The organism is Xenophilus sp. Marseille-Q4582 (assembly GCF_916700565.1).
Taxonomy (GTDB): Bacteria; Pseudomonadota; Gammaproteobacteria; order Burkholderiales; family Burkholderiaceae_C; genus Xenophilus.
The window spans coordinates 1,020,274-1,043,489 of sequence record NZ_CAKAKO010000002.1; the positions used below are offsets into that span (position 1 = coordinate 1,020,274).

The 23,216-nt window shown below is 66.2% G+C and carries 28 protein-coding genes; 27 read left to right on the forward strand and 1 reads right to left on the reverse strand.

Annotated features, from left to right (window positions below):
* Positions 1-18 precede the first annotated feature (18 nt).
* From LG388_RS10060 to LG388_RS10170, 23 genes are all read left to right on the forward strand, one after another.
* Positions 19-414 carry a hypothetical protein gene (locus LG388_RS10060; RefSeq protein ID WP_225782657.1) on the forward strand — a complete coding sequence of 132 codons (396 nt, stop codon included), beginning with the start codon at positions 19-21 and terminating at the stop codon, positions 412-414.
* Positions 371-2,122: a terminase large subunit gene (locus LG388_RS10065; protein ID WP_225782658.1), complete on the forward strand. Its 1,752-nt coding sequence runs from the start codon at positions 371-373 to the stop codon at positions 2,120-2,122. The genes LG388_RS10060 and LG388_RS10065 overlap by 44 nt, the downstream gene beginning before the upstream one ends.
* Positions 2,123-2,166: 44 nt before the next feature.
* On the forward strand, positions 2,167-3,411 hold the full coding sequence (locus LG388_RS10070; RefSeq protein WP_225782659.1) for a phage portal protein: 1,245 nt from the start codon (positions 2,167-2,169) through the stop codon (positions 3,409-3,411).
* 3 nt (positions 3,412-3,414) lie between these two features.
* Positions 3,415-4,281 (forward strand): head maturation protease, ClpP-related, encoded by an 867-nt coding sequence (locus LG388_RS10075; protein ID WP_225782660.1) that lies wholly within the window; start codon positions 3,415-3,417, stop codon positions 4,279-4,281.
* A 9-nt stretch (positions 4,282-4,290) separates the two neighbouring features.
* Positions 4,291-5,532: a phage major capsid protein gene (locus LG388_RS10080; protein WP_225782661.1), complete on the forward strand. Its 1,242-nt coding sequence runs from the start codon at positions 4,291-4,293 to the stop codon at positions 5,530-5,532.
* A gap of 42 nt (positions 5,533-5,574) precedes the next feature.
* The gene (locus LG388_RS10085) at positions 5,575-5,835 is read left to right on the forward strand and encodes a hypothetical protein (RefSeq protein WP_225782662.1); all 261 of its coding nucleotides are present in this window, start codon (positions 5,575-5,577) and stop codon (positions 5,833-5,835) included.
* A 47-nt stretch (positions 5,836-5,882) separates the two neighbouring features.
* A complete protein-coding gene (locus LG388_RS10090) occupies positions 5,883-6,278 on the forward strand; it encodes a hypothetical protein (protein WP_225782663.1) in 396 nt (131 codons plus the stop codon).
* Entirely contained in the window at positions 6,275-6,589 is a 315-nt protein-coding gene (locus tag LG388_RS10095; protein WP_225782664.1) for a head-tail connector protein, read from the forward strand. The genes LG388_RS10090 and LG388_RS10095 overlap by 4 nt, the downstream gene beginning before the upstream one ends.
* Positions 6,589-6,948, forward strand: a complete 360-nt coding sequence (locus LG388_RS10100) for a head-tail adaptor protein (protein ID WP_225782665.1) — start codon at positions 6,589-6,591, stop codon at positions 6,946-6,948. The genes LG388_RS10095 and LG388_RS10100 overlap by 1 nt, the downstream gene beginning before the upstream one ends.
* Positions 6,948-7,514 carry an HK97-gp10 family putative phage morphogenesis protein gene (locus LG388_RS10105; RefSeq protein WP_225782666.1) on the forward strand — a complete coding sequence of 189 codons (567 nt, stop codon included), beginning with the start codon at positions 6,948-6,950 and terminating at the stop codon, positions 7,512-7,514. The genes LG388_RS10100 and LG388_RS10105 overlap by 1 nt, the downstream gene beginning before the upstream one ends.
* Positions 7,511-7,930, forward strand: a complete 420-nt coding sequence (locus tag LG388_RS10110; RefSeq protein ID WP_225782667.1) for a hypothetical protein — start codon at positions 7,511-7,513, stop codon at positions 7,928-7,930. The genes LG388_RS10105 and LG388_RS10110 overlap by 4 nt, the downstream gene beginning before the upstream one ends.
* A complete protein-coding gene (locus LG388_RS10115; protein ID WP_225782668.1) occupies positions 7,927-8,109 on the forward strand; it encodes a hypothetical protein in 183 nt (60 codons plus the stop codon). Before LG388_RS10110 ends, LG388_RS10115 begins: the two co-directional genes overlap by 4 nt.
* A 103-nt stretch (positions 8,110-8,212) precedes the next feature.
* Positions 8,213-8,683 (forward strand): hypothetical protein, encoded by a 471-nt coding sequence (locus LG388_RS10120; RefSeq protein ID WP_225782669.1) that lies wholly within the window; start codon positions 8,213-8,215, stop codon positions 8,681-8,683.
* A gap of 119 nt (positions 8,684-8,802) precedes the next feature.
* On the forward strand, positions 8,803-9,231 hold the full coding sequence (locus LG388_RS10125; RefSeq protein ID WP_225782670.1) for a hypothetical protein: 429 nt from the start codon (positions 8,803-8,805) through the stop codon (positions 9,229-9,231).
* Positions 9,232-9,359: 128 nt separating this feature from the next.
* Complete coding sequence (locus LG388_RS10130; RefSeq protein WP_225782671.1) at positions 9,360-9,683, forward strand: hypothetical protein; 324 nt, start codon at positions 9,360-9,362, stop codon at positions 9,681-9,683.
* 15 nt (positions 9,684-9,698) lie between these two features.
* The gene (locus tag LG388_RS10135; protein WP_225782672.1) at positions 9,699-14,732 is read left to right on the forward strand and encodes a hypothetical protein; all 5,034 of its coding nucleotides are present in this window, start codon (positions 9,699-9,701) and stop codon (positions 14,730-14,732) included.
* Complete coding sequence (locus tag LG388_RS10140; protein ID WP_225782673.1) at positions 14,729-15,670, forward strand: hypothetical protein; 942 nt, start codon at positions 14,729-14,731, stop codon at positions 15,668-15,670. The genes LG388_RS10135 and LG388_RS10140 overlap by 4 nt, the downstream gene beginning before the upstream one ends.
* Positions 15,671-15,672: 2 nt before the next feature.
* Positions 15,673-16,785 carry a glycine-rich domain-containing protein gene (locus tag LG388_RS10145; protein WP_225782674.1) on the forward strand — a complete coding sequence of 371 codons (1,113 nt, stop codon included), beginning with the start codon at positions 15,673-15,675 and terminating at the stop codon, positions 16,783-16,785.
* A 15-nt stretch (positions 16,786-16,800) separates the two neighbouring features.
* A complete protein-coding gene (locus LG388_RS10150; RefSeq protein ID WP_225782675.1) occupies positions 16,801-17,319 on the forward strand; it encodes a DUF4376 domain-containing protein in 519 nt (172 codons plus the stop codon).
* A complete protein-coding gene (locus LG388_RS10155; protein ID WP_225782676.1) occupies positions 17,316-17,567 on the forward strand; it encodes a holin in 252 nt (83 codons plus the stop codon). The genes LG388_RS10150 and LG388_RS10155 overlap by 4 nt, the downstream gene beginning before the upstream one ends.
* On the forward strand, positions 17,564-18,109 hold the full coding sequence (locus LG388_RS10160) for a lysozyme (protein ID WP_225782677.1): 546 nt from the start codon (positions 17,564-17,566) through the stop codon (positions 18,107-18,109). Before LG388_RS10155 ends, LG388_RS10160 begins: the two co-directional genes overlap by 4 nt.
* Positions 18,106-18,630, forward strand: a complete 525-nt coding sequence (locus LG388_RS10165) for a hypothetical protein (protein ID WP_225782678.1) — start codon at positions 18,106-18,108, stop codon at positions 18,628-18,630. Before LG388_RS10160 ends, LG388_RS10165 begins: the two co-directional genes overlap by 4 nt.
* A 232-nt stretch (positions 18,631-18,862) precedes the next feature.
* Positions 18,863-19,120: a hypothetical protein gene (locus LG388_RS10170; RefSeq protein ID WP_225782679.1), complete on the forward strand. Its 258-nt coding sequence runs from the start codon at positions 18,863-18,865 to the stop codon at positions 19,118-19,120.
* Positions 19,121-19,522: 402 nt separating this feature from the next.
* Here LG388_RS10170 and LG388_RS10175 read toward each other — a convergent pair whose 3' ends face one another.
* Positions 19,523-19,807 carry a hypothetical protein gene (locus LG388_RS10175; protein WP_225782680.1) on the reverse strand — a complete coding sequence of 95 codons (285 nt, stop codon included), beginning with the start codon at positions 19,805-19,807 and terminating at the stop codon, positions 19,523-19,525.
* Positions 19,808-19,958: 151 nt separating this feature from the next.
* On the opposite strand from LG388_RS10175, the gene LG388_RS10180 reads away from it, so the two are divergent.
* The 4 genes from LG388_RS10180 (at position 19,959) to LG388_RS10195 (ending at position 23,216) form a co-directional block, all read left to right on the forward strand.
* On the forward strand, positions 19,959-20,204 hold the full coding sequence (locus LG388_RS10180) for a hypothetical protein (protein WP_225782681.1): 246 nt from the start codon (positions 19,959-19,961) through the stop codon (positions 20,202-20,204).
* Between the two features lie 161 nt (positions 20,205-20,365).
* Positions 20,366-20,572, forward strand: coding sequence for a hypothetical protein (locus LG388_RS10185; RefSeq protein WP_225782682.1), 207 nt, complete (start codon positions 20,366-20,368; stop codon positions 20,570-20,572).
* A complete protein-coding gene (locus tag LG388_RS10190; protein ID WP_225782683.1) occupies positions 20,572-21,636 on the forward strand; it encodes an ATP-dependent Clp protease proteolytic subunit in 1,065 nt (354 codons plus the stop codon). The genes LG388_RS10185 and LG388_RS10190 overlap by 1 nt, the downstream gene beginning before the upstream one ends.
* A 314-nt stretch (positions 21,637-21,950) precedes the next feature.
* Positions 21,951-23,216 carry a cyclopropane-fatty-acyl-phospholipid synthase family protein gene (locus LG388_RS10195; protein WP_225782684.1) on the forward strand — a complete coding sequence of 422 codons (1,266 nt, stop codon included), beginning with the start codon at positions 21,951-21,953 and terminating at the stop codon, positions 23,214-23,216.

Sequence of the window (23,216 nt, forward strand, 5' to 3'; positions counted from 1 at the left end):
GGTAAGAAACCGTCCACGTTGAAGATCATAGCGGGGACGCAGCGCAAGGACCGCATGCCGGAATCAGGGATTGACCTGCCTGCGCTTGATGCAGTGCCGGAGCCGCCCGACTGGCTGCCGAATGCCCACGCCGTGAAGGAGTGGCAGCGCCTCGCGCCGATCCTCGTGGCCAACAAGTTGCTGACCGAAGGCGGCCTGTCCGCGCTGGGCCAACTGTGCGCGCTGCACGGCAAGGTGGTCCAGCTATACGCAGCCGGCGAAGCGCCCGTGGCGTCCATGGTCGGCCAGCTACGTAACCTCATCAATGACTTTGGCCTGACGCCCGTGGCGCAAGGCAAGGTCAAGCCCGTTGGGGAAGGGCCTGCGAAGAATGCCTTCTCGAAAAACGGACAGCGTCCAACCGGAACCGCGTAACTTCGTCGAGATCGCCAAGGCCTACGCCCGCAAGGCGCTGGACCCGAAGAATCGCAACCGTTTCGGCATCTGGATCAGGTTCGCCGCGCAGCGGTTCCTGAACGACTTGGAGCGCGCCAAGAAGAAGGACGCGCCCTTCCGCTTCGACGAGTGGCACGCCAACGACGTGTGCGACTTCGCCGAGAAGCTGCCGCACGTCGAGGGCGTGTGGGAGACGCCGACCATCGTTCTGCACGAGTCGCATGTCTTCTTCCTCGTGCAGCTCTTCGGCTTCCGCAAGCTGGACGGAACGCGCCGGTTCACCACGGCGCTGTTCGCCATCGCGCGCAAGAACGCCAAGAGCACGCTGGCGGCGGTGGTGTCGCTGTACTGCCAGGTGTGCGAGGGTGAGGTCGGGCCGCAGGTCATCACGGCGGCCACCACCTACGACCAGGCAAGCATCGTCTTCAAGGTCGCCAAGCGGATGGTCGAGAAGACCCCGGACCTGCGCGAAGCCTTCAGCATGGAGGTGTTCGCAAAGGCCATTGCGAGCTACGAGAACGGGGGCACCTACAAGGCGGTGCACGCCAAGGCCAGCACGCAGGACGGGCTGAACCCCTCGTGCACGGTGCTGGACGAGCTGCACGCGCACAAGAATCACGACCTGCTGAACGTGTTGAAGTCGGCGGCCGGGGCGCGTGGGAACCCTCTGTGGCTGTACCTGACCACTGAGGGCTATGCGAACCCGGGTCCGTGGCAGGAAGAGCGTGAGTTCGCCAAGAAGGTGCTGCGCGGCATCGTCGAGGCCGACCACTACCTGGCCATCTACTACGCAGTCGATGAGAAGGACGAGGAACTCGGGACAACGGCGGACGATGACTTCGACGAGGAAGCATGGCACAAGGCCAATCCTCTGATGGAGGTGAATCCGAAGCTGTTGGTGGAGATCCGCAAGGCGGCCATCGAGGCGAAGGAAAAGCCCGGCACGCATGCCGAGTTCAAGATCAAGCGCCTGAACCGTCCGGCATCCGTGGCCGGGGGCTGGGTGAACTTGACGAAGTGGCGCGAGTGCAAGGGCTCCGTGGACATGGACGCGCTCAAGGGCGTGCCGTGCTGGGGCGGGCTGGACCTGTCCAGCACCACCGACATGACCGCCTTCCGGCTGGTGTGGCGCCTGGGCCGCAAGATCATCACGCGCGGCTGGCGCTGGGTGCCGGCGGCGGCCGTGCGACAGCGCACGCTGCGTGGGCTGGTGCCCTATGCAGCGTGGGTGCAGGGCGGCTTCCTGATCGAGTCCGGCGACGAGGCCATCGACTACGCGCCCATCGAGGAAAAGATCATCTGGGCGCATGAGAACCTGAATCTGCAGGGCGTGAGCTATGACGGGTGGAACGCCACGCAGACGGTGCAGCGGCTGAAGAAGGCCAACGTGCCGATGGTGCAGTTCATCCAGGGGCCAAAGAGCTACCACCCTGCCATGCAGGAGCTGGAGATTGCGTACCTGAATGGCGACCTCGTACACGGCAGTGACCCGGTGCTGAACTGGAATGCGTCGAACCTCGTCGCCCGAACGGACGAAAACCTGAACAACGCACCGGACAAGCGCAAGTCCACCGAGAAGATCGACGACATGTGCGCGCTGCTCATGGCTACGGGCATGAGCCTGAACGGCACGGAGCACGGAACCCTGGACGGATTCCTGGGCAACATCATCAGAACAGGCCGATGAAAGCAGTACCTAAGCAACATCGCGTCGGCCGGATAAAAGCAGCAGTGCAGAGCTGGCTGGGCGTCCCGGTCAGCGCCAGTAGCGCAGACCTCGTGCACATCCTGGGGGCTGGCAGCAACAGCAGCGGGGCGAGCGTCAACCACTTCAGCGTGCTGCAGCTGTCGGCTGTGTGGGCGTGCACGCGGTTGATCTCCGAGACCATCGCCACCTTGCCGCTGGGCATGAACGAGCGCACGCCGCAGGGCAAGCGTGGCGCGCCGCAGCATTGGCTGCACGAGATCCTGCACGACCAGCCCAATGCGGACAGCACCGCGTCGGTGTTCTGGGAGGCGGTGGTGTCGGCGATGCTGCTGCGCGACGGCGCGCGGTGTGAAAAGCTGATGATCGGCGAACGCATCGTGGGCCTGGAATTCCTGGCGCCTGACCGCCTCGCGCCCATCCGCAAGGCGGACGGCACGAAGGACTGGCGCTACACGATGCGCAATGGCCGCCAGCGGGTGATCCCGGGCAGCCGCATCTGGTACATCCCCGGCTTTTCGCTGGACGGCCAGGAGGGCGTCTCGGTCATCCGCTACGGGGCCGAGGTGTTCGGCGCAGCGCGCGCTGCCAGCGACGCGGCCGGCGGCACGTTCAAGGGCGGGCTGCTGCAGACCCTGTACTACAAGTTCAAGGACTGGCTCACCCCCGAGCAGCGCAAGATCTTCAAGAAAGAGGTCGTGGAGACCATCGAGCGCGGCGAGAAGCCTGTGCTCGAGGGCGGCATCGATGTGTCGGCCATTGGCATCAAGCCGTCCGATGCGCAACTGCTGGAGTCGCGCGGGTTCAGCGTCGAGGAAATCTGCCGCTGGTTCCGCGTGCCGCCCTGGATGGTGGGCCACACCGACAAGGGCTCGAACTGGGGTACGGGCCTGGAACAGCAGATGGTGGGCTTCCTCACCTTCACGCTGTCGCCCTGGCTCAAGCGCATCGAGCAGTCCATCGTGAAGGACCTGCTGACGCCGGCCGAGCGCGCGCGCTTCTATCCGAAGTTCGCCGTGGAGGGCCTGCTGCGCGCGGACAGCGCCGGCCGCGCCGCCTTCTACGCCGCGATGGTCAACAACGGCATCCTGACCCGCGACGAGGTGCGCGAACTGGAAGACCGCGAGCCGCTGGGCGGAAACGCTGCGGTGCTCACCGTGCAGTCGGCAATGACCACGCTGGACAGCGTGGGCCAGGTCACGGAATCGAATCAGGCCCGCGCCGCACTGCGGGCCTTCCTGGGCTTCGACGAGAAGCCGCTGACGGAGTAATCCATGAGCTTGAAAGACCTGCCGGGCGCCCCGCAAGGCCGCCCGAGCGCCAGCGTGCGCAGCGAGATCCTGCCGCGTGCGCTGGACCGATGGAACCGCGAGCTTCGCGCCGCGGCGGGCGAGGACGAGGACGAGCGGAGCATCAGCGTCTACGACGTGATCGGCTACGACTACTGGTCGGGCGAGGGCGTCACGGCCAAGCGCGTGGCCGGCGCGCTGCGCCACCTCGGCGCCGGCCCGGTGACCGTGAACATCAACAGCCCGGGCGGCGACATGTTCGAGGGCCTGGCCATCTACAACCTGCTGCGCGAGCACAAGGGCGAGGTGACGGTGAAGGTCCTCGGCCTGGCCGCCTCTGCTGCGTCCGTCATCGCAATGGCCGGCGACACCGTGCAGATCGCGCGCGCGGGCTTCTTCATGGTCCATAACGGCTGGGTGATCGCCGCCGGCAACCGCAACGACTTCCGCGAGATCGCCGACTGGCTTGAGCCCTTTGACGCCGCGATGGCCGACATCTACGTGGCGCGCACGGGGCTCGAAACAAAGGCCGTGGCGAAGCTGATGGACGCGGAGTCCTGGATCGGTGGCTCGGCTGCCATCGACCAGGGCTTCGCGGATGAGCTGCTGGCCGCCGACCAGGTGGGCCGCGGCGAAGCCAAGGCGAGCGCTGCGGTTGCCCGCCGGCTCGAAGCTGCCCTGCGGCAAAGCGGGCTGCCCAAGAGCGAGGCCATGCGCCTGCTCAGCGAATTCAAGTCCAGCGCGGGCGATCCCGCTGGCAGCGGTGAGGGCGATCCCACCGAGCGCGGCCAGTCGGCCGACCTTCGTGCATCCGTGGCGCAAGCCAACTCCCTCACCTCCATCCTCGTTTAAGGAAACACCATGTCGCAAGTCGAGAAGGACATCGAGAGCATCAACGCCAGCCTGAAGCAGGTGGGCGACCAGCTGAAGGCCCATGCCGAGCAGGCGCAGAAGGACATCAAGGCACACGCCCAGCTCTCCCAGGAGACCAAGGCCAAAGTGGACGAACTGCTGACCAAGCAGGGCGAGCTGCAGGCCAACCTGCGTGCAGCCGAACAGGTCATCGCGAAGCTGCAAAATGGCGGCGATGGCCCTGCGGCGTCCGAGACACTGGGCGAGCGCGTCATCAAGGCAGAAGCCATCACGGGCTTCAACCCCGAGATCCAGGGCAGCGTGTCGGTCAAGGTGGGCAGCATCCATGCCGCAGTGACCAGCACTGCCGGTTCGGCGGGCACGCTGATCCAGCCCGAGCGCGTGGGCCTGATCGCCACGCCCACGCAACGCCTGTTTCTGCGAGACCTGCTGAACTGGGGCCGCACGACCTCGAACAGCATCGAGTACGTGCGCGAGGCCGGCTTCACCAACAACGCCGCGCCCGTCGCCGAGAACCCCAGCGCCGTGAAGCCCGAGTCGGACATCACGTTCGAGATGGACTCGGCCAAGGTGGCAACCATCGCCCACTGGATTCGCGCGTCCAAGCAGGTGCTGCAGGACGTGTCCATGCTGGAGGCCTACATCGACGGCCGCCTGACCTATGGTCTCAAGCTGAAGGAAGAAGCGCAGCTGCTCAAGGGCTCCGGCGTCGGCCTGAACCTCAACGGCATCTGGACGCAGGCATCCGCCTACGCCAATCCCGGCGTGGCGGTGCAAGCTGAAACGATGCTGGACCGCCTGCGCATCGCCATGCTGCAGGTCGAGCTGGCCGAGTACGCTGCCGACGGCATCGTACTGAACCCCATCGACTGGACGCAGATCGAGCTGACCAAGACCACGGACAACGCCTACCTGTTCGCCACTCCGCGCGGGCTGGCGGCGCCGGGCCTGTGGGGCCGCCCCATCGTGTCCACCAAGGCGATGGACGCGGGCGACTTCCTGACCGGTGCCTTCTCCCTGGGCGCCCAGGGCTGGGACCGCGAGGACGCCAACATCACGGTGAGCAACCAGGACCGCGACAACTTCGTGAAGAACATGGTCACGATCCTGTGCGAGGAGCGCGTGGGCCTGACGGTCTACCGCCCCGAGGCCTTCGTGAAGGGCGACTTCGACGGCGTGGGCCCGGTTGCGCCGGCTCCGTCGGCCCCGTCGGCACCCTCTGGCACCTGATCGGCTGGGGCGGCTTCGGCCGCCCCGCTGTAGGAGCAACAGATGAAGCAAGTCGAAGCCATTCAGAACTTCGAGCACGGATCGCGGCGCCGGCGCGGCGAGCAGTTCGGTGTGACCGAGCAGCACGCCGAGCAGCTGGAGCGCGCGGGACTCGTGCGTATCGTGGGCGCGGCGCCAGCCGACCCTTCCGAGGCTGCTGGCGCGAAGCCGTCTGCATCGCCAGCGGCCCCAGCCTCACCCGAGCAGACTGTGAAGCCGCGCGGGCGTGGCGCGAAGCAGGCCCAGGGCGCGGCGTCTTCGTAACCAACACGACCTTCCGCGCCGCGCCGTGGGCGGACGTTCTCTACGCCGTGGATCTCGCCTGGTGGCGAGTGCATGGCGATGAGGCGCGCAGCACCTTCGGCGGCCTGCTGGTGTCGCCCCAGAAGGTGGCCGGCGTCCAGCGCGACTACGGCTGGCTCCCGGCCGAGAAGACCAACAGCGGCGCGATGGCGCTGGTGGTGGCGGCCCGGATGGGCGCGCGGCGCATCGTGATGCTTGGCTACGACTGCCAGCACACGGGCGGGCGCACGCACTGGCACGGCAGCCACCCGGCGGGCCTGCTGGATGCAGCCAGCGTCAACGAGTGGCCGGCGCAGTTCCGCGCCGTGCTGCCCCGCCTGGCGGGCGTGGAGGTGGTCAACGCCTCCCGAGAAACCGCGCTGCGGGTGTTCCCGCAGCAAACCCTTGAGGAAGCCCTGTCATGAGCCTCGTCGATCCTGCCCTGGCCGCCGGCTACGTCCGCGCGAGCCCGGCAGACCCGAAGCTGCCCGTGCAGCTGGGCGCGGCCGAGCGCTTCGTGGTGGACTTCCTGAACCGGCAGGTATTCGCCGACCAGACCGCGCTCGATGCCGCTGTGACGGCAGGCACGGCCGGCGACCTGCCGATGGTGGTCAACGACGCCATCCGCGCCGGCATCCTGGAATACCTGGCGGCGCTCTACGACAACCGGGGCGACGAGGCCGAAGAGCGGGTGCGTCGGCTGGTCTGGCCCTACCGCGTCGGCCTGGGGGTGTGATGCTCATCAAAGCCGAACAGCTGGACAAGCAGATCCGCATCGAGCGCTTCACCGAGACGCGAGACCCCGACTACAACACACCGATCAAGACCTGGGAGACGTTCGCCGAGGTGTGGGCCCAGGTGCAGGACGTGCTGCCGAGCAAGGCAGAAACGCTGCAGGAGGGCGTCGAGGTCACCGAGCGGCCCAGCCGGGTGCGCATGCGCTGGCTGCCGGGCATCGCGCCCGACATGCGCGTGGTCATCGTCGGCGTGGGCGAGCCCGACCGCATCACGGAGATCGTCGCCGGCCCCGCCGAGCTGGGGCGCCGCGAGGGCATCGAGTTGCAGGTCAAGGCGTTCAACCGACAGGGGGCGTGATGGCTACCGAAGTCAAGGTCAACGGCCTGAAAGAGCTGGGCAAGCTGCTGGGCGACTTGCCCGAGAAGCTGCAGCGCAACGTGATGCGTGGCGCGCTGCGGGCCGGCGCCGCGCCCATCTTGCGCGAGGCCCAGGCGCTGGTGCCCGTCGACCAGGGCGAGCTGAAGAAGAGCCTCCGTGTGTCCGCTCGAGTGAAGCAGGGCGTGCCTACCGCCAGCGTCAAGACGGACGAGTTCTATGCCAAGTTCGTCGAGTACGGCACTGCGCCTCACATCGTCACGGTCGATCCGGAGAAGGCTCCGAAGCGCAGCACGCGACGGGGTCTTCAGCAGGTCAGCGTTCGCACGCTCAACCGCATGGTGAAGCGCGGCTCGCTGAAGATCGGCGATGCGCTTGTGGGCGCAACGGTCGAGCACCCGGGCGCCAAGGCCAAGCCCTTCATGCGGCCGGCGCTGGACACCCAGGCGTCTGCGGCGCTGGTTGCCACCGGCGAGTACATCAAGAAGCGGCTGGCCACCAAGCACGGCATCGACACGAGCGACATCGACGTGGAGGCGCAGGAATGAGCGGCCCGCGGGTCATCGTGGCGCTGCTGAAGGCCGACGCCCCTTTCCTGGCACTGGTGCCCGTCGACGGCATCCACGCGGGCGAGATCCCGCAAAGCGCAACCCTGCCGGCGGTGGCCTATGCCAGCGTCAGCACGGTGCAGCGGCCGACCGTGGCCGGCATCGAGCCGGCGCTACTGGTGGACGAGCGCATGCAGATCACCGTGGCGGCGAGCAGCTACCCGGCGAAGAAGGCGGTGTTGGACGCCGTGCGCCTGGCCTGTGACCGACGGCGCGGCCTGATCGCCGGGGTGCGTGTGCAGAACGTGCGCCACGCGGGCGTGGGCCCGGACCTGGACAACACCGAAGCGGCTGTGTTCACCCAGTCGTTCGACTTCTTCATCACCTACCTGCAACCTCAAAGGACGCCGCCATGAAGCTGAAGGCACTGCGCAATTTCTCAGGGCCCGAGGGCAAGTTCGCCATCGGCCAGATCTTCGAGGCCAAGGCCGACCGCGCCAAGTGGTTGGTGGCCGAGGGCTTCGCGGCTGAGGACGCGCCGCCCGCAGCGCCCGCCCCGCCGCCCGTGAAGGCCCCGGCCAAGCGCGCCAAGTAAGCGCACCCCCGAACGCCTGCCCGCGAGGGCAGACCGTAGCCGCCATGCATCCCGCTGGCGGCTTTTCTTTTGCCCTCGCGGGCGTCTTTCCAAGGAAAAACCCATGTCAGTTGAACTTGTCGTTGGCACCGAACTGAGCGTCTCGGTTGCCGCCCCTGCCACCTACGACGCCACCGGCTACGCCGCGCTGACGTACACGAAGGTCGGCGAAATCACCGATGCCGGCGAGCACGGCCCCACGCTGAGCATCACCGACCACACGCCCATTGACACGGGCATCACGCAGAAGCTGCCGGGCACGACCAGCCTCGGCGAGAAGACACTGCAGCTTGGCCAGGACCGCACTGACGCGGGGCAGGCCATCCTGAAGACGGCGCTGGCGAACAAGACCCGCCTGAGCGTGAAGGTTGAGTACCAGGGCGGTGACATCGACTACTTCCCGGCCTACGTCACCAGCTTCACCACCACGGGCGGCGATGGCAATGCCGTACGCGGCGGCACCGTCACGCTGGCGCTGACCACCAGCAAGTCCGGCGTCGGCATCGTCGAAGTCAACGCGCCCGCGCCGACCTGATCCCCATTCGCCGGCACGCGCCGGCACCCCTGCACCGACCCCGGCCGCTGTCGCTCTGTTGCGGAGCGCGGCGGCTGGGGCACGGGCGTTTGTGTCTCCCCTCCGCAATAGGAAATCACATGTCGTTCAAGCTCAAGAGCACCGCCGTTGCCGCCACTTCCGTCCTGCACCTGAAGGACTCCGCAGAGAACCTGCTGTTCGCGGACGGCGCCAAGATGAAACAGCCCGTCGAGGTCGTCGTCTTCGGTCCCGGTTCGAAGGAGTTCCAGCAGGCGCAAGCCAAGGTCAACAGCCGCGCGGTGCGCCGCCTGCAGAAGAAGGGCAAGTTCGAACAGTCCGCCGACGAGAAGCTGGCCGAGCAGGCCGACTACCTGGCCGACATCACCCAGGGCTGGAACAACATCGACGCCAGTGAGTTCGACGGCAAGACCGGCCGCGCGCTGTCGCTGGCCATCTACAGCGATCCGTCCATCGGCTTCATCGCTGATCAGGTGTCCGAGCACGTCAAGGACTGGGCAAATTTCTCGCCAGCCTCTTCGACGACCTGACGCTGTACGCCGCGCAGGAAGCATGGTGGAGCGCGGCGCCGAAGAGGCCCGCCCCCAAGCCCCGCAAGGGGGCGCCACCGCCTGAGCCCAAGCCCGTCAGCCGCGCTGAAGCACGCGAGGCCAAGGGCTTGGACCTGTACTACCCGCCGTTGCCCGAGTGCGTCGCCTACCTGGCTGCGCACTGGCGCGACCTCGGCAGGGTTGGCAGCGCCGGTATGGGCCCGACGCGCCTGAGCTGCCTGGAGATCGCCGCATGGGTCGATCTGACGGGCAACACGCTGGAGCCGTGGGAAGTGGACGCCGTGCGTGCCATGTCCACGGCCTACCTGGCCGAGTCACACGAAGCCGAAGACCCGGGGCGCCCTGCGCCGTGGGAGCCCGAGGACGCCGAAATCAAGGCGGCTGAGCGGGCGGCAACAGCAAAACACGTCCGCAGTCTGCTGCGCGGCTAAGCCGAGAACCCCACCATGCTCGCAGGATCGCTCGAGATCGAGCTGATGGCCAACATGGCCAAGCTCAAGAAGGACATGGACGAAGCCAGGAAACTGGTGGGGGACTTCTCCGACTTCACGAAAAAGGCCGCAGGCGTGGCCGCCGCTGCACTCGCTGCAGTGGGAATCGGCCTGTCCGTATCCAGCTTCATGGGCTGGATCAAGGGGGCCATCGACGCCGCCAACGCGGCCAGCGACATGGCCAAGCGCATGGGCGTTGCCACCAAGGAGGTGGCTGGGCTGCAGCTCGCCTTCCAGTTCAGCGATGTGCAAGGCGACGCCATGGTCGCCACGATGGGCAAGCTGTCGCAGGCGATTAGCGGCGGCAACAAGGCGCTGGATGCCATGGGCATCAAGACCAAGACGGCCGGCGGCCAACTTCGGGACACGAAAGACGTGCTCTACGAATCCGCCGACGTGATCGCGTCAATGGCGGACGGGGCGGCCAAGAATGCGTTGGTGCTTGAGCTGTTCGGCAAGCAAGGTCTTGCGCTGATCCCGATGCTCAATGACGGCAGCGAAGGCATGCGCGAGATGGCCGACATGGCCGAGCGCCTGGGCCTGGTGGTCAGCGACGAGACGGGCAATGCGGCTGCCGAATTCAATGACACCCTGGACCTCATCAAGCTGAGTTCTCAGGGTGTGGCGCAGGGCATCGCTGCCCAGGTTCTGCCGACGCTCCAGACCCTCACAGGCCAGTTCTTCGAGACGCTGACGGAAGGCGACAACCTGCGCAAGGTGTCGGACTTCCTGGCCGCCTCGATGAAGATCCTCTACAGCGTCGGTGTGGGCGTGGTGCAGGTCTTCAGCACCGTGGGCAAGACGCTCGGCGCCGCCGCAGCGCAGGTTGTCGCGCTTCTGTCCGGCGACTTCAAGGGCGCCAAGGCTGCGGGCTCGGCATGGGTCGAGGACATGAAAGCCGATTGGACCGGGGCGGCCAAGACCATCACGGCCGTCTGGACCAACACCGGCGACGCGACCGTGGCCACGATGGCCGGCGCCGCGAAGAAGGGCCGCGAGATCCGCATGCAGTCGGACGCGGAGAAGGCCGCAGCGGACAAGGCGGCGCTGGACGCCATGAGCGCGCAGGTCGAGAAAATCAAGGCCCTGGACAAGGTTCTGGTGGCGGCGCGCAAGGATGCGCTGGATGACATCGCCCTGGCCGTGAAGCTGGGCAAGGCGACTGAAGAAGAAGCCATCGAGAAGACGCTGACACGCGAGCTGTCCACCGTCAACGAGCGCATCGCGCTGGTGGAGCGCGAGCGCGCCGTGCGCAAGGCGGCGGGCCAGTTGACGCTGAAGGACGCCGAGCAGTTGAACGGCCGCGTGGCTGACCTGCAGCGCGCGGAAGTCGAAGCCCGGCGCAAGGCGGATTCCGAACTGGCGCTGCTGGACAAGGCACGCCTGGACGCGCTGGACGCCCGCGCGGTGGCACAAGAACGCGCCGCCCAGACGCTGCGCACGAGCGTGCAGGAGCAGCAGCGCCAGAACCAGCTTCTGGGCCTGGAGTACGCGAACGCTGCGCAGGGGGCTGCAGGCTCTACTGCGGAGCTGGCGCGCCAGGTGGCAGAGTTGGAACGCTCGTGGGCCTACGAGGCGGCCGCACAGCTTGAGCGCCAGGCAGTGACTCAGGACGGGATCGACCTGAGCGGCCGAACCTCTGCGGCGCTGCGCGAGCAAGCTGCGGCCACGCGTGCACTTGCAGACCTGAAGTTCGACGCGGCCGGCACCAAGGGTGCCATCGACACGCTGCGCGACTTGGATGCGTACTTGGACCCGGCCAAGCCCAAGGACTTCGGCACCGCATTGAAAGACGCCTTTGGTGAGGCAGGCAACGCCCTGGCGCAATTGGCCAACGCCTTCCAGGATTACACGCAGCTGCAGGCCGAATGGGACAAGAAGAAAAAGGCTCTGGACGACGACAAGAGCATCGGTCCTGAAGAACGCGCCAAGCGAGAAATTGACCTTGCCCGGAAGTCGGCACAGATTCAGGTGGGCACCTACGCGAGCGTCGCGGGTGCAATGAAGGGGTTCTTCAAGGAGCACAGTCGCGGCTACAAGGCGATGCAAGCCGCCGAGCAGGCGTTCCGGGCGTTCGAGATCGCCCAGGCCATCGCTTCCATGACCGAGCAGTTGTTCGGGATCGGCGCCGTCTCTACTGCGAAGTCCGTTGCCAATGCGAAGGAAGTCACGGAGACCGTCGGCACCGCTCCGGCCATCATCGCGGCCGAGGAGGCGAAGACTGGCGCCAAGGCAAAAGGGGCGCTGACTGCCGCGCTTAACACGCTCTGGCCCGTGAGCATCGTGGCGTTCGCCGCGGTGGCCGCACTACTCGCCGGCATCGGTGCCGGGGGCAGCGCGGGCGCGGGTGGCGGCGGCTACACCGGTATCGCAGCCGGCGGCACCGGGACGGTGCTCGGGATGGAGGGCGAGGCCTCGCAATCCATCGCCAACGCGATCGACCTGCTGGCCGAGAACAGCCGCATCGAGCTGACCGTGAGCCAGCGGATGCTGTCGGAGCTGACCAAGGTGCGCGAAGGGATCGCGGGCCTTGCCGGCGATGTGTCGAAGGACTTCTTCATCCGGGGCATGGCCGGCGCCAGCTTCGGCGACGACTTCCTCGACAGCGGCGTCGGCTTCCTGCCGGGCCAGACGGTGGCCGACATCATCGGCAAGGGTATCCAGGGCTTCGGCTTCAACTTGATTTTCCAGAAGGGCGCCCAAGCCATGTGGCGCGAGCTGGACCCGGCGTTCAAGGATTCCGTGGGTTCGGTGCTGGGCAACATCGCAGACACCATCCTCGGTGCCGCCGAGCTGCTCGGCCTCGCGGACGGTGGTCTGGCGGACCGCATGCTGTCCATCATCCCCACGCTGGGCGACACCAGCACCTACTTGATGAACGGCATCCTCGATTCGGGCGGCGGCCTGCTGTCGTTCAAGGACAAGAGCGGCAAGGAGATTCAGGAAGAACTCGAAGCCGTGTTCTCGTCGGTCGGGGACCAGATGGCCGCCGCCGCGCTGCCGGCGCTCAAGCCTTTCCAACAGATCGGCGAAGGGATGTTCGAAACCCTCGTGCGCGTCACGACAGGCATTGAACAGGCCGAGTACGCGCTGGAGCGTTACGGCATCGAGGCGATCAACTACGCCGACATCGTGCGCAAGAACGGCGATGTGGCGGTGGAGATCGTGCGCCAGTCCGTGATGGCCCTGGAGCCCGTGGGCTCTGGTGTGGCGCAGATCATCGACGTGTTCACCGGGGAGCTGGCCGACCTCCTGTCGCTGTACCAGCAGCTGCGCGATGCGCGCGGCCTGCTGCGCGACATCGGCGTGAACGACATGCTGTTGGGCGTGGGCCAGGTGCGCGGCGCCGGCGGTATCGACCCGCTGCTGTCTGGCCTGGAGGCGTTCCGCGACAACTTCTTCAGCGAAGAAGAGCAGGTCGCCGCGGCATGGGACCGGATGGCCGAGCAGTTCGCGATTCTGGGCGTAGCGATGCCGCGCACGAACGCGGAGCTGCGCGCATTCGCCCTGGGCCTGGATCAGACGACGGAAGAGGGGGCGCAGCTCTTCGGCGGCATCATGGCCCTGGCCGGCTCCTTCGCGGACCTCACCAGCCGCGCGGATGACCTTGCCGAAGCCCAGCGTCAGCTTGAGCAGGCCGAGCTGGACCGCATCGCCGCCATCGAGCAGGCGCACATCGACAGCTGGAACAACGTCAAGCGGGCGTTCGACGGCGTGGCCGAGGAATGGCTGGACGAAGGCTCCCTGCGCCAGTACCGCGCCGAGCGCATCCGCGACCAGCTGCTGGATGGTGGGCTCGACATCAGCGTGCAGGACATCCTGGGCGCCGACGAGAACACCTTTAAAGAGGCGTTCCGCTACCTCTTCGAGCTGGGCACCGACGAGAGCCGCAACCAGGCCACCGCGCTGCTGGGCGTGTGGTCGGCGTTCAAGAAGCTGCTGCCGGTCGAAGAAGATGCCGCGAAAGCGGCTGAAGACTTGGCGAAGGCATTGGCCGAAGCCCTGCGGGTGGCGCAGGCAGCCACCGACGCCGCCTACAACGCGCTGCAGACGTCGATCAACGCGGAGAAGGCCGCGCTGCAAGCCGCGTACGACGAGCGCGTGGCAGCGGCACAGGAGGCCGCGCAGCGCGAAGCCGCCGCAGCGCAGGACCGCTTGAGCGCCATCACCAGCATCTTCCACGCGCTGGACGCGGCCATCGGCAGCACACGCGTGGAGGCGCTGGAGCTGACGCGTGCGCGCCGGGCAGCCGCACAGGTCTACCTGCAGGGCGCGCTCGCAGCGGGTCAGTCCGGGCAGTCCCTGGCCGGCTTCGCGGGCCTGGAGAACGCGCTGCGCACCGTCGCCGAGCCGAGCGAGGATCTGTACACGACCTTCGAGCAGTACGCGATCGACCAGGCGCGCACGTCCAGCGACATCTACAACCTGCGGGAGATCGCGGCAGGTCAGATGAGCACCGCCGAGATGACGCTGCGTGCGATCAATTCGGCGAGCGAGGCACAGCTCAAGGCCATGCGCGAGAAGCACGAGGCTGACCTCGCTGCGCTGGACCAGACGCTGGCGTACTGGCGCATGCAGATCGACATCGCGCGCGGCACGTACCAGGCCACGATGAGCGTGGGTCAGTCCATCAGCGCACTGGCTGCCGCCATCGCCGCCGAGGACGCTGCGCGTGCGGCCGTCAATGGCTCCCACGCCACCGGCTTGGCCAGCGTGCCCTTCGACGGCTATGTGGCCGAGCTGCACCGCGGCGAGCGTGTGTTGACGGCGCAGGACAACGCGATCTTCTCCAGTGGCGCCTGGGCCCGCAGCGGTGACGACAGTGGCGCCGTGGTGGCTGAGTTGCGCGAACTGCGCGCCGAGGTCAACAGCCTGCGCGCCGAGCGGGCGCGCGACATGGCCGAGTCGAACCGCAACACCGCGACCGCGGCCGAAGCGCTGGACGACGCTGCGACGGGCCGCCGAGCCCTGATGACGGAGCCCGCATGAAAGTCGTCGTCCCTGTCCCCATCGACGACACCACGCTGCTCAGCACGACAGTGGATTTCCCGTCACCCACGGCTGCCGGCGACGGCGTGGGTGCCGAGTTGTGGAACGCAGGCGCGACCTACGCAGCAGGCGCGCGCGTGGTGCGCGCCGAGACGGGGCGCTACTACCAGAGCGTGGCCGGCGGCAACACCGGCAACGTGCCCGAGCAGACCACTGCCACCGACCCGCCGAAGTGGGTGGACCTGGGCAATGCCAACAAGTGGCGGATGCTGCGACTTGACGCCAACCGCCGCACCGTGTCGCCGTCTCCGCTCGTCGTCGAGATCGCGCCCGGCGCGCGCGTGGACGCCATCGGAATTCCGTTCGTCGAGGCCGACCAGGTACAGATCGAGCAGTACGACAGCAACGACGTGCTGGTCAAGACCTGGACGCTGGGGCTGGTGGGCCGCAATACGCGCAGCTGGAGCGACTACTTCTTCGGCGCCTTCCGCCCTGCGACGAACACATACGTCGATGACGTGCACCTCATCGCCGGCTCGCGCCTGAAGTTCACGTTCACGCGCGCGACCGGAGACGTGTCCGTGGGGCCCATCGTCATCGGCCGATCCGTCGAGATGGGCTCGACAGCCATGGGCGCCAAGGTCAGCGGCAAGAGCTTCTCGGTCATTCGCGAGAACGCCTTCGGCGACCGGACCTTCGTCAAGCGCCACAGCGTCCCAATCGTCGAGCAGGACACCCTGGTGGAGGGCCTGGACGTGGACGCCATCACGCAGGCCCTGAACGACATCGACGGATCCGTGGCCTTGTGGGTCGGCATCGACCGCCCTGACCACTGGTACTTCAAGAGCCTGATGGTGCTCGGCTTCGCCAGGAGCTGGGACTTCAGCCTCGACCACTACGACAAACCGCACCTCAACACCAAGATCGAGGGACTCTGACCATGCCTATCAGCCCACTACCCACGCCCCCGAGCACGAGCGACCCGGCCAACTTCGACACCCGTGCAGATGCATTCCTGGGGGCGCTGCTGGACTTCCAGGCGCAGGCCAATGCGCTGGAGGTCAATGTCAACGCGAAGGAAGCCAGCACCGCGCAGGCCGTCGCTGACGCCATGGCCGCTGGGCTGGCGGACGCCGCCACCAATGCCGCCGCGACTGCAGCTGACCGCGTGCAGACGGGCCTTGATCGCGTTGCTGCGGCCGCCGATGCGCAGCGCGCCGAGGCAGCGGCTGCTGGTGCCGAGGCCATCGTTGGTCTTCCGCTTCCGACCTTGGCGGATGTCGGAAAAGCGTTGGTTGTCAAGCCGGGCCCAGAGCTCGGCTACGGCGTTGCGGGCGCTTCAGGTTATCAAGAGTTCACCACCTCGCAGGCTTGGCCCAAGCCAGCAGATGCAGAGTACTTCTGGGTGGAAATCGTGCCGGCAGCAGGCAGTGGCGCAATCCAGCGGCTGACAACAGGTTCGCCTGTGGTTAGTGGCGGCAGCAGCGGCGTTGCGCTTCGAGAGCTGCTTCGCGGCGCGGACTTGCCGGCTTCCATCAATGTCGTGGTGGGAATCGGCGGCGCGGCTGTTTCGTCTTCGGCGGCGACGGCGCAGATCGCCGGGAACGACGGTGGCGACAGCTCCTTTCACACACGCGTAGCCCCTGGCGGGAAGGGTGGTGTGGCGACAACAGGGACAGTGTTTCTTGAGCTGGGCTCGCTCATCTGCATCCCGTCGACGGACTCGTCGGGGTCGAAAGCTTTGTCGTTGGAGTGTGGAGCCATGGGCGCGCGAGGCTCGACGCAGCGCGGCGGCGACTCCTTGTACGGCGGGGCTGGTGGCGGGACCGGCGGGGCGGGAGCCGTGTCGAGTCAAGGCGGGGTTTCAAAGCACGCCGGCAATGGCGGAGATGGTGCGGCATCCAATGTGTCTGGCGCCAGCATCACCGCAGGAAGCGGTCAATTCCCTGGCGGTGGTGGTGGTGGCGCATGCCAGTACTCCAACCCGACAGGGGCAGGAACGACCACATCGGGTGCCGGCGCGAATGGTCGCGTGCGCGTGTGGTGGTGGTGAAAGGGGGGAACTGAAATGTCCATGCGATACGCAATCGTCGAAGACGGCATCGTCATCAACATCGCTGTGGCTGACTCGCCACTGTCGGACAACTGGATCCACGACCCAAGCGATAGCTGTGCGAAGGGCGACCTGTGGACAGGCGAGAGCTTCGAGCGACCCACGACCAACAGCACGCTGGAGGCGTTGCAGGCCGAGCTGATCGAAGCCGCTACAGCCCACCGCTGGACTGTCGAGACTGGCGGCATCACGCTGCCCAACGGTGTCCAGATCAAGACCGGCACCGAAGACCAAGCGCGCATCACGTCGGTCATCGCCAATGCGCGCCTGGCCGGCGTCGAGTCGGTTGACTTCAAGGCCGCCAACGGCTGGATCACGCTCACGCTCGCAGAGGTGGAGGGCATTGCCGCGGACATCGCGCTGCATGTGCAAGCGTGCTTCGCTGCGGAGCGCGCGCATCACGACGCTATCGCCGCGCTGCCGGACCTGGAAAGCGCGCAAGCCTACGACGTGACGGAGGGCTGGCCAACATGAGCATGCATCCTGAAGCGATGGAGAAGGCCGGCGCCGTCGCCGGCAAGACGCTGATGTACGGCGGTGCAGCGGGCTCCGTTGCGAGCGGCCTCACGCTGTCGGAAATTGGTGTGATCGTCGGCATGCTGCTGGGTGTCCTGGGCCTGTTGCTCGGGCAGTACTGGGCCTGGCGCAAGGACCGGCGCGAACAACGCGAGTCGGAGGCCCGGCTGCGGCACAAGTTCGGCACGGGGTGGGACGAGGTATGAGCGGCGTCACCCTGCCGCGTCAGCCGAGCATGCCGGCAGCGCTGGTGCGCAAAGGAGCGATCCCCGCCGCGCTGCTGGCCGCGCTGACCAGCCCCCTGGCGTTCACGACACTGGAGCGCCTGGAGGGCAACATCAAGCGGGTGTACGCCGACCACCTCGCAGGCGGCATTCCGACCTACTGCGCCGGCCGCACAGATTGGGCCGCGAAGGTGGGCACGCCGCTGTCTGATGACCAGTGCCGCGAGGTCAACAAGGTCACGCTGCTGGAATACGGCTATGCGGTCCTCGGCTGCGTGTCGTGGGACTACCTGACGGCACGTCGCCTGATCGGGCTCACCATGTTCGCGGTCAACGTCGGGAAAGAGGGCGCGTGTGGCTCGCAGGCCTTCCGCGCGATCAACGTCGGGCGCATCGCCGAGGGCTGCGCGCTGCTGGCGTTCCGCTACGACGGCACGCCCAACTGGTCCTATGCAGGCGGGGTGTTCGTGCAGGGGCTGCACAACCGGCGAAAAGCGGAGCGCACCCTGTGCGATGACACATGACCATCATCCCGCCTTGGGTTAAGTGGGCCGCCGCGGTGGTCATTGCCGGTGCATCGTTCGCTGCCGGCTGGCACCTCAACGGCATGACCGGACGCGCAGCAGTAGCCGAAGTGAAGACAGAGCTGGCCACCGGACGCGCCGACCGCGCCGAGGCCGCGCGTACCGACGAACAGAAGACCGCAACCCTGGAGCACCAACATGCAGGCCTCACACTCGCCGCCGCCGAGCGGTTCTCTCTCGCGGCGCCTGGCCGTGAGCTTGCTCTGCGCGCTGAGCTTGCTGATGCTCGCCGGGTGCGTGACGGCGCCGAAGTCCGAGCCGCCCGTTATCGCGCGCAAGCCCAGGGCGACGCCGCTGCCCGCCGCGATCTCGCAGATCGATGTGAAGCCCTCGACCGGCAGCTTGCAGCCGGCGTCGGAGTGGTCGCGGCGCTCCGTGGAGATCTTGAGCGACGGGACGCAGAAGTGATGCTGCTGGTGGAGCAGATCCAGGCAGATCGGCTGCTGTTTGCAGTTCCCTAGTGAACCGCAGCCACCGGGCGCGTAGGACGAGGGCGGTAATTACCATCAGATCACTGCCATAGCAAGGTAGGATTTCACGACGTCGCCATGTAAGACGTGAACGCGTATCGTGCCTACAACATAGATGGAAGTGTTACTGCCCGCGGCCCGGGCGCCCGACCACTCGGGGGCGGCGTTTCATCTTGTGGCGACTCCGTTGGCGATGAGCGTCAATTGACATAGGAGATACCCAATGTCAATTGAGCAACTTAGAGCCATTTCCCAGGAGGACTTGCCGCTGATCGTTGAGGACCTGAACGAAGTACTCGGGGTCCGCAGCCTCATCGAGGGTGGGCTCGTCGTCGGCTATGCGGGAGTCCTTGACTTTCTGCCGTGCGGCCGTGCGGTCGTGGTGCGCCCGGCTGTGATCCGGGACGTGACGGCCATGGGAGCGCAGTTCCTGGGCCTGCCCGATCCGCGACTCCCGCCCCATTTGGATTTGTTCGATTGAGGGCAAAAGCCCATCATCCAGCAGCGGGCATTGGAAACGTTTTGTAGTGGTTGAGCTTTGCGGGCATGCTTGCGGGGAGAGTTGGATCTTCCTCTTGCCCTTCCGCTTAGCAAGCAAGGAGCCACTATGTTGCTCGATGCGATGGATCCTCGTTACACCCGATGGGTGAGGCTCACTGACATCTATGCACGGTTGTGCGCCAGGGCGCTACGGCGCGAGAAGCCGCCAATAAAGCTTTTGCGCACCGTGCGCGCTGAACTCGCCCGGCTGACTGGCTAAGGGGCTGCGTACAGGCGCCAGCAAAAAGGCCCACCGCCGTGGGTGGGCCAAGCCGCAGCCGCCGTCAGGGAGGAGAAACGGCGGATCGTGCCTGCGGTGCCTCATGATGGCAGCGGCCTCCCCTCAGGTCAACCGCACGTCGAAGTACGCCTCCTGCACATCGCCGAGGTCGCGGAAGCCGGCCGTGCGCGCCGCCTCGTAGGCCGCGTGGTAGGCGGTCGCCAGCCGATGCTCTTCCTTTGTCAGCTCGTTGGCGCTGGACTCGCTGGCGTTCTGGAAGGCCTTGAACGCGGCTTCGGCCTCGTCGCCCAGCTTGCGCTCCAGCTCGCGCCGGAAGCGGGTGACGGCCGTGGTCAGCATGGCCGGATCGGCGCCGGGGTAGTCCTGGAGGGTGATGCGGAGCGGCATGGGCGGAATCTACCGCTCCGGCCGTGGCGGCGGTGTGAACATGCGGCGTCGGCCGACAGGGAGCGCGTCCGAATTCCGGACGCGCATGCTCGGATTTGAAATCTGACCATGCCGCCCAGACCTACTGTGCATCCATCCAGCACAATCCGCCATGCCCATCGATCAGATCGCCATCCCCATCCTGGGCGCGCTCGCCGCCTGGCTGTCTCAGGAGCGCCGGCCGAAGCTGGCGCGCTGGGCATGCATCTTCGGGCTGATCGGGCAGCCGTTCTGGTTCTACGCCAGCTGGAAGGCCGAGCAGTGGGGCATCTTCGCGGTGTCGGTGCTGTACGGCTTCGCGTGGCTGCGCGGGCTGTGGGTGTTCTGGATCAGGCCCATGAATTCTCAAAAGCCGTGAAAATGTAGAACTTTGGTGTGTGATGGTCGTCACGTTAGTGACCGCTCTAACCCTTTCGGCGGGGCTCCTACCTCTTGCTTTTCGATATTCGCCGCCCACAATCTGTGTTATCGGCCACCTGGCCTCCGCCCGTAGGGGCTTTTTTTGTCACTGGAGTAATCATGGAAGACCTTGGACTGAGCACTGAGTTTGCTGAGATGCTGGAGCAAGCATGCAGCCAGCCCGGCGTCGCCACGGTCATGGAGACGCTGGCCATGGTCCGCGCGGGCCAGGAGGTTCATCAGGACTATCTGCAGGTGCAGGCCAGTATGAATGCTGTCCGCTTCACTTCGGTGCCGAGCGTGGGCCAGTGGGGCATGGCTGACTGATGCCAAGCTGGGGCAAGATCGGCTTCAGCATCCATGAGCTGATACAGCAGCGAGACAAGCAGCCGCACGACAGAGTTCGACGAGGGTATCTAGTCGCGGCACGCCAGAAGACCGGGCGTGCTGTGATCCTGTACGCCACGAAGTGGACGCTTCCGGACCAGGGCACTCCCCCTCAAATGCTGTCCATCGGGTCGGGAGATCTGCAGGGCTTTATGGAGGTGATGCATGGGGTCAAGGAAGACAAGCTCGACCTGATCTTGCACAGTCCGGGTGGCGGTATTGACGCTGCTGCGGCAATCGTCGACTACCTTCGTAAGAAGTTCACCCACATTCGAGCCATCGTCCCCAGCGCGGCTATGTCTGCTGCGGGCATGATTGCTTGCGCCTGCGACGAGATCGTCATGGGCAAGCACTCGTTCCTAGGTCCTTCAGATCCTCAGTTCAATTTGCCAACACCGCTTGGCGGTTACCGGCAGGTGGCTGCGCAGTCGATCATTGAACAGTTCGAGCGCGCTCGCCGAGAGTGCTTGGCGGATCAGCGGAACCTAGCGGTGTGGGCGCCAATCCTGTCCCAATATGGGCCGGACCTCTTGGTGCAGGCTGACCGGGCATCAAAGCTGTCTAGAGAGCTGGTCCAGCAGTGGCTCAGTCGCTACATGTTTAAGGGTGACGCCGATGCCGACACCAAGGCGGCTACTGCCGCTACGTGGCTCTCAAGTCACGAAAACTTCAACAGTCACGGTCGGCACATCAACCGCGATGAGTTGAGAGCAAAGGGTTTGAAGATCGTCGATCTTGAGGCCGACGAAGAGGAACAAGACATCTTCCTCAGCGTCTTCCATGCGACCACGCATACGATGACAGATACGGGTGCGGTCAAGATCATCGAGAACCACCTGGGCCGCGCCTTCATCAACCAAATGCAGTCAATGTTGGTACAGGCCGGCGTTCCTGTGGGTGTGCCGAACCAGCCTGCGCCTGGTCCAGGTCGTGCCCCGGCCGTTCCGCCGGTGTTCCAGCCGGGTTTGAACCGCGCTCAGCGCCGCGAACTTAAGGGCAAGTAGTGTGGCATTTAGCCGCTCTTGTTGAGTGCTTTGGGTATGTGAATCAGTCTCTCGCTCACGAATCCCGCTCGCGCAACCAATTCCAGAAATGCAGAAGGCCCTCGAAAGAGGGCCTTTTGTTTTTCCGAAGCATCCCGGGCCGCCGGCGCAATGCTGTCGCCGCTTACTGCCGTTAGGGCTTGATCGTCGTCCAGGCCCGCAATGACCCTGACGCGCGCAGCTGTCATCTTCCGTCCTACTGCTCTCTCTTTTCTTTTGTGACAAAGTGAAGGCGCGTCCTGGACGCGGCAGTCAGAGAAAGGGCTTGAACCAGCATGAACAGCAGTCTGGCACCTCGCATCGAAGCGGAACTTGCGGCACTTCCGGTGCCGGTGGCCGTCGCCTTGCCCGATGGGCAGCGCATCGAACCCGCGGGCGCGCGCCTGCGGCTGGCGTTCTCGCGCTGGTCCAGCGTGGCCAAGCTGGCGGCCCGCCAGATCGGCAGCGTGGCCGAGGACTACGTGGAAGGCCGCGTGCAGATCGAGGGCGCCATGCGCGACCTGATGCAGGCCGCCGCCGCCTTGATGCCGGGCCAGCCGGTGCAGACGCAGACCGGGTGGTGGTCCCGCCTGTTGCGCAATGCCAAGTCGCGGGGGGCCCACACGCGCCAGAAGGACAGCGAGCAGATCCAGTTCCACTACGACGTCTCCGACGACTTCTATGCGCTGTGGCTGGATCCGCGCCGGGTGTATTCCTGCGCGTACTTCCGCGAGGCCAGCCTGGACCTCGCGGGGGCCCAGGCCGCCAAGCTGGACCACATCTGCCGCAAGCTGCGGCTCAAGCCCGGCGAGCGCTTCCTGGACATCGGTTGCGGCTGGGGCGCCCTGCTGCTGTGGGCCGCCGAGCATTACGGCGTGGATGCGACCGGCATCACCCTTTCGCAGAACCAGCATGCGCACGTGCAGGCGCTGATCGCTGAGCGCGGGCTGGCGGACCGGGTGCGCGTGCACTTGATGGACTACCGTGAACTCGAGGGCCAGCAGGCCTTCGACAAGATCGCATCGGTCGGCATGTTCGAGCATGTGGGCCAGGCCCAGATGGACGGCTACTTCCGCGGCGTGCAGAAGCTGCTCGTGCCCGGGGGGCTGACGCTGCAGCACGGCATCACGGCGGGTGTCCTGGCGCACCAGCAACTGGGCGCCGGCATGGGCGACTTCATCGAGAAATACATCTTCCCGGGCGGCGAACTCCTGCACGTGAGCAGCGTGCTGCAGCACATCGCCGGCGCCGGGCTGGAAATGGTCGACACCGAGAACCTGCGCCCGCACTACGCGCGCACGCTGTGGGCCTGGTCCGACGCGCTGGAAGCGCAGCTGGAAAAGGCGCGCGCGGTGCTGGAAAAAACGGCGGGCCCCGAGCGCGGCGAGCGCATCCTGCGGGCCTATCGGCTGTATCTTTCGGGCTGCGCGATGAGTTTCGAGCAAGGCTGGATCTCGCTGCACCAGATGCTGTGCGCGCGGCCCGACGGCCAGATCCAGGCCCATGCGATGCGCGGCGCGCAGACGGACTATCCCTTCACCCGCAACTACATCTACAACTGA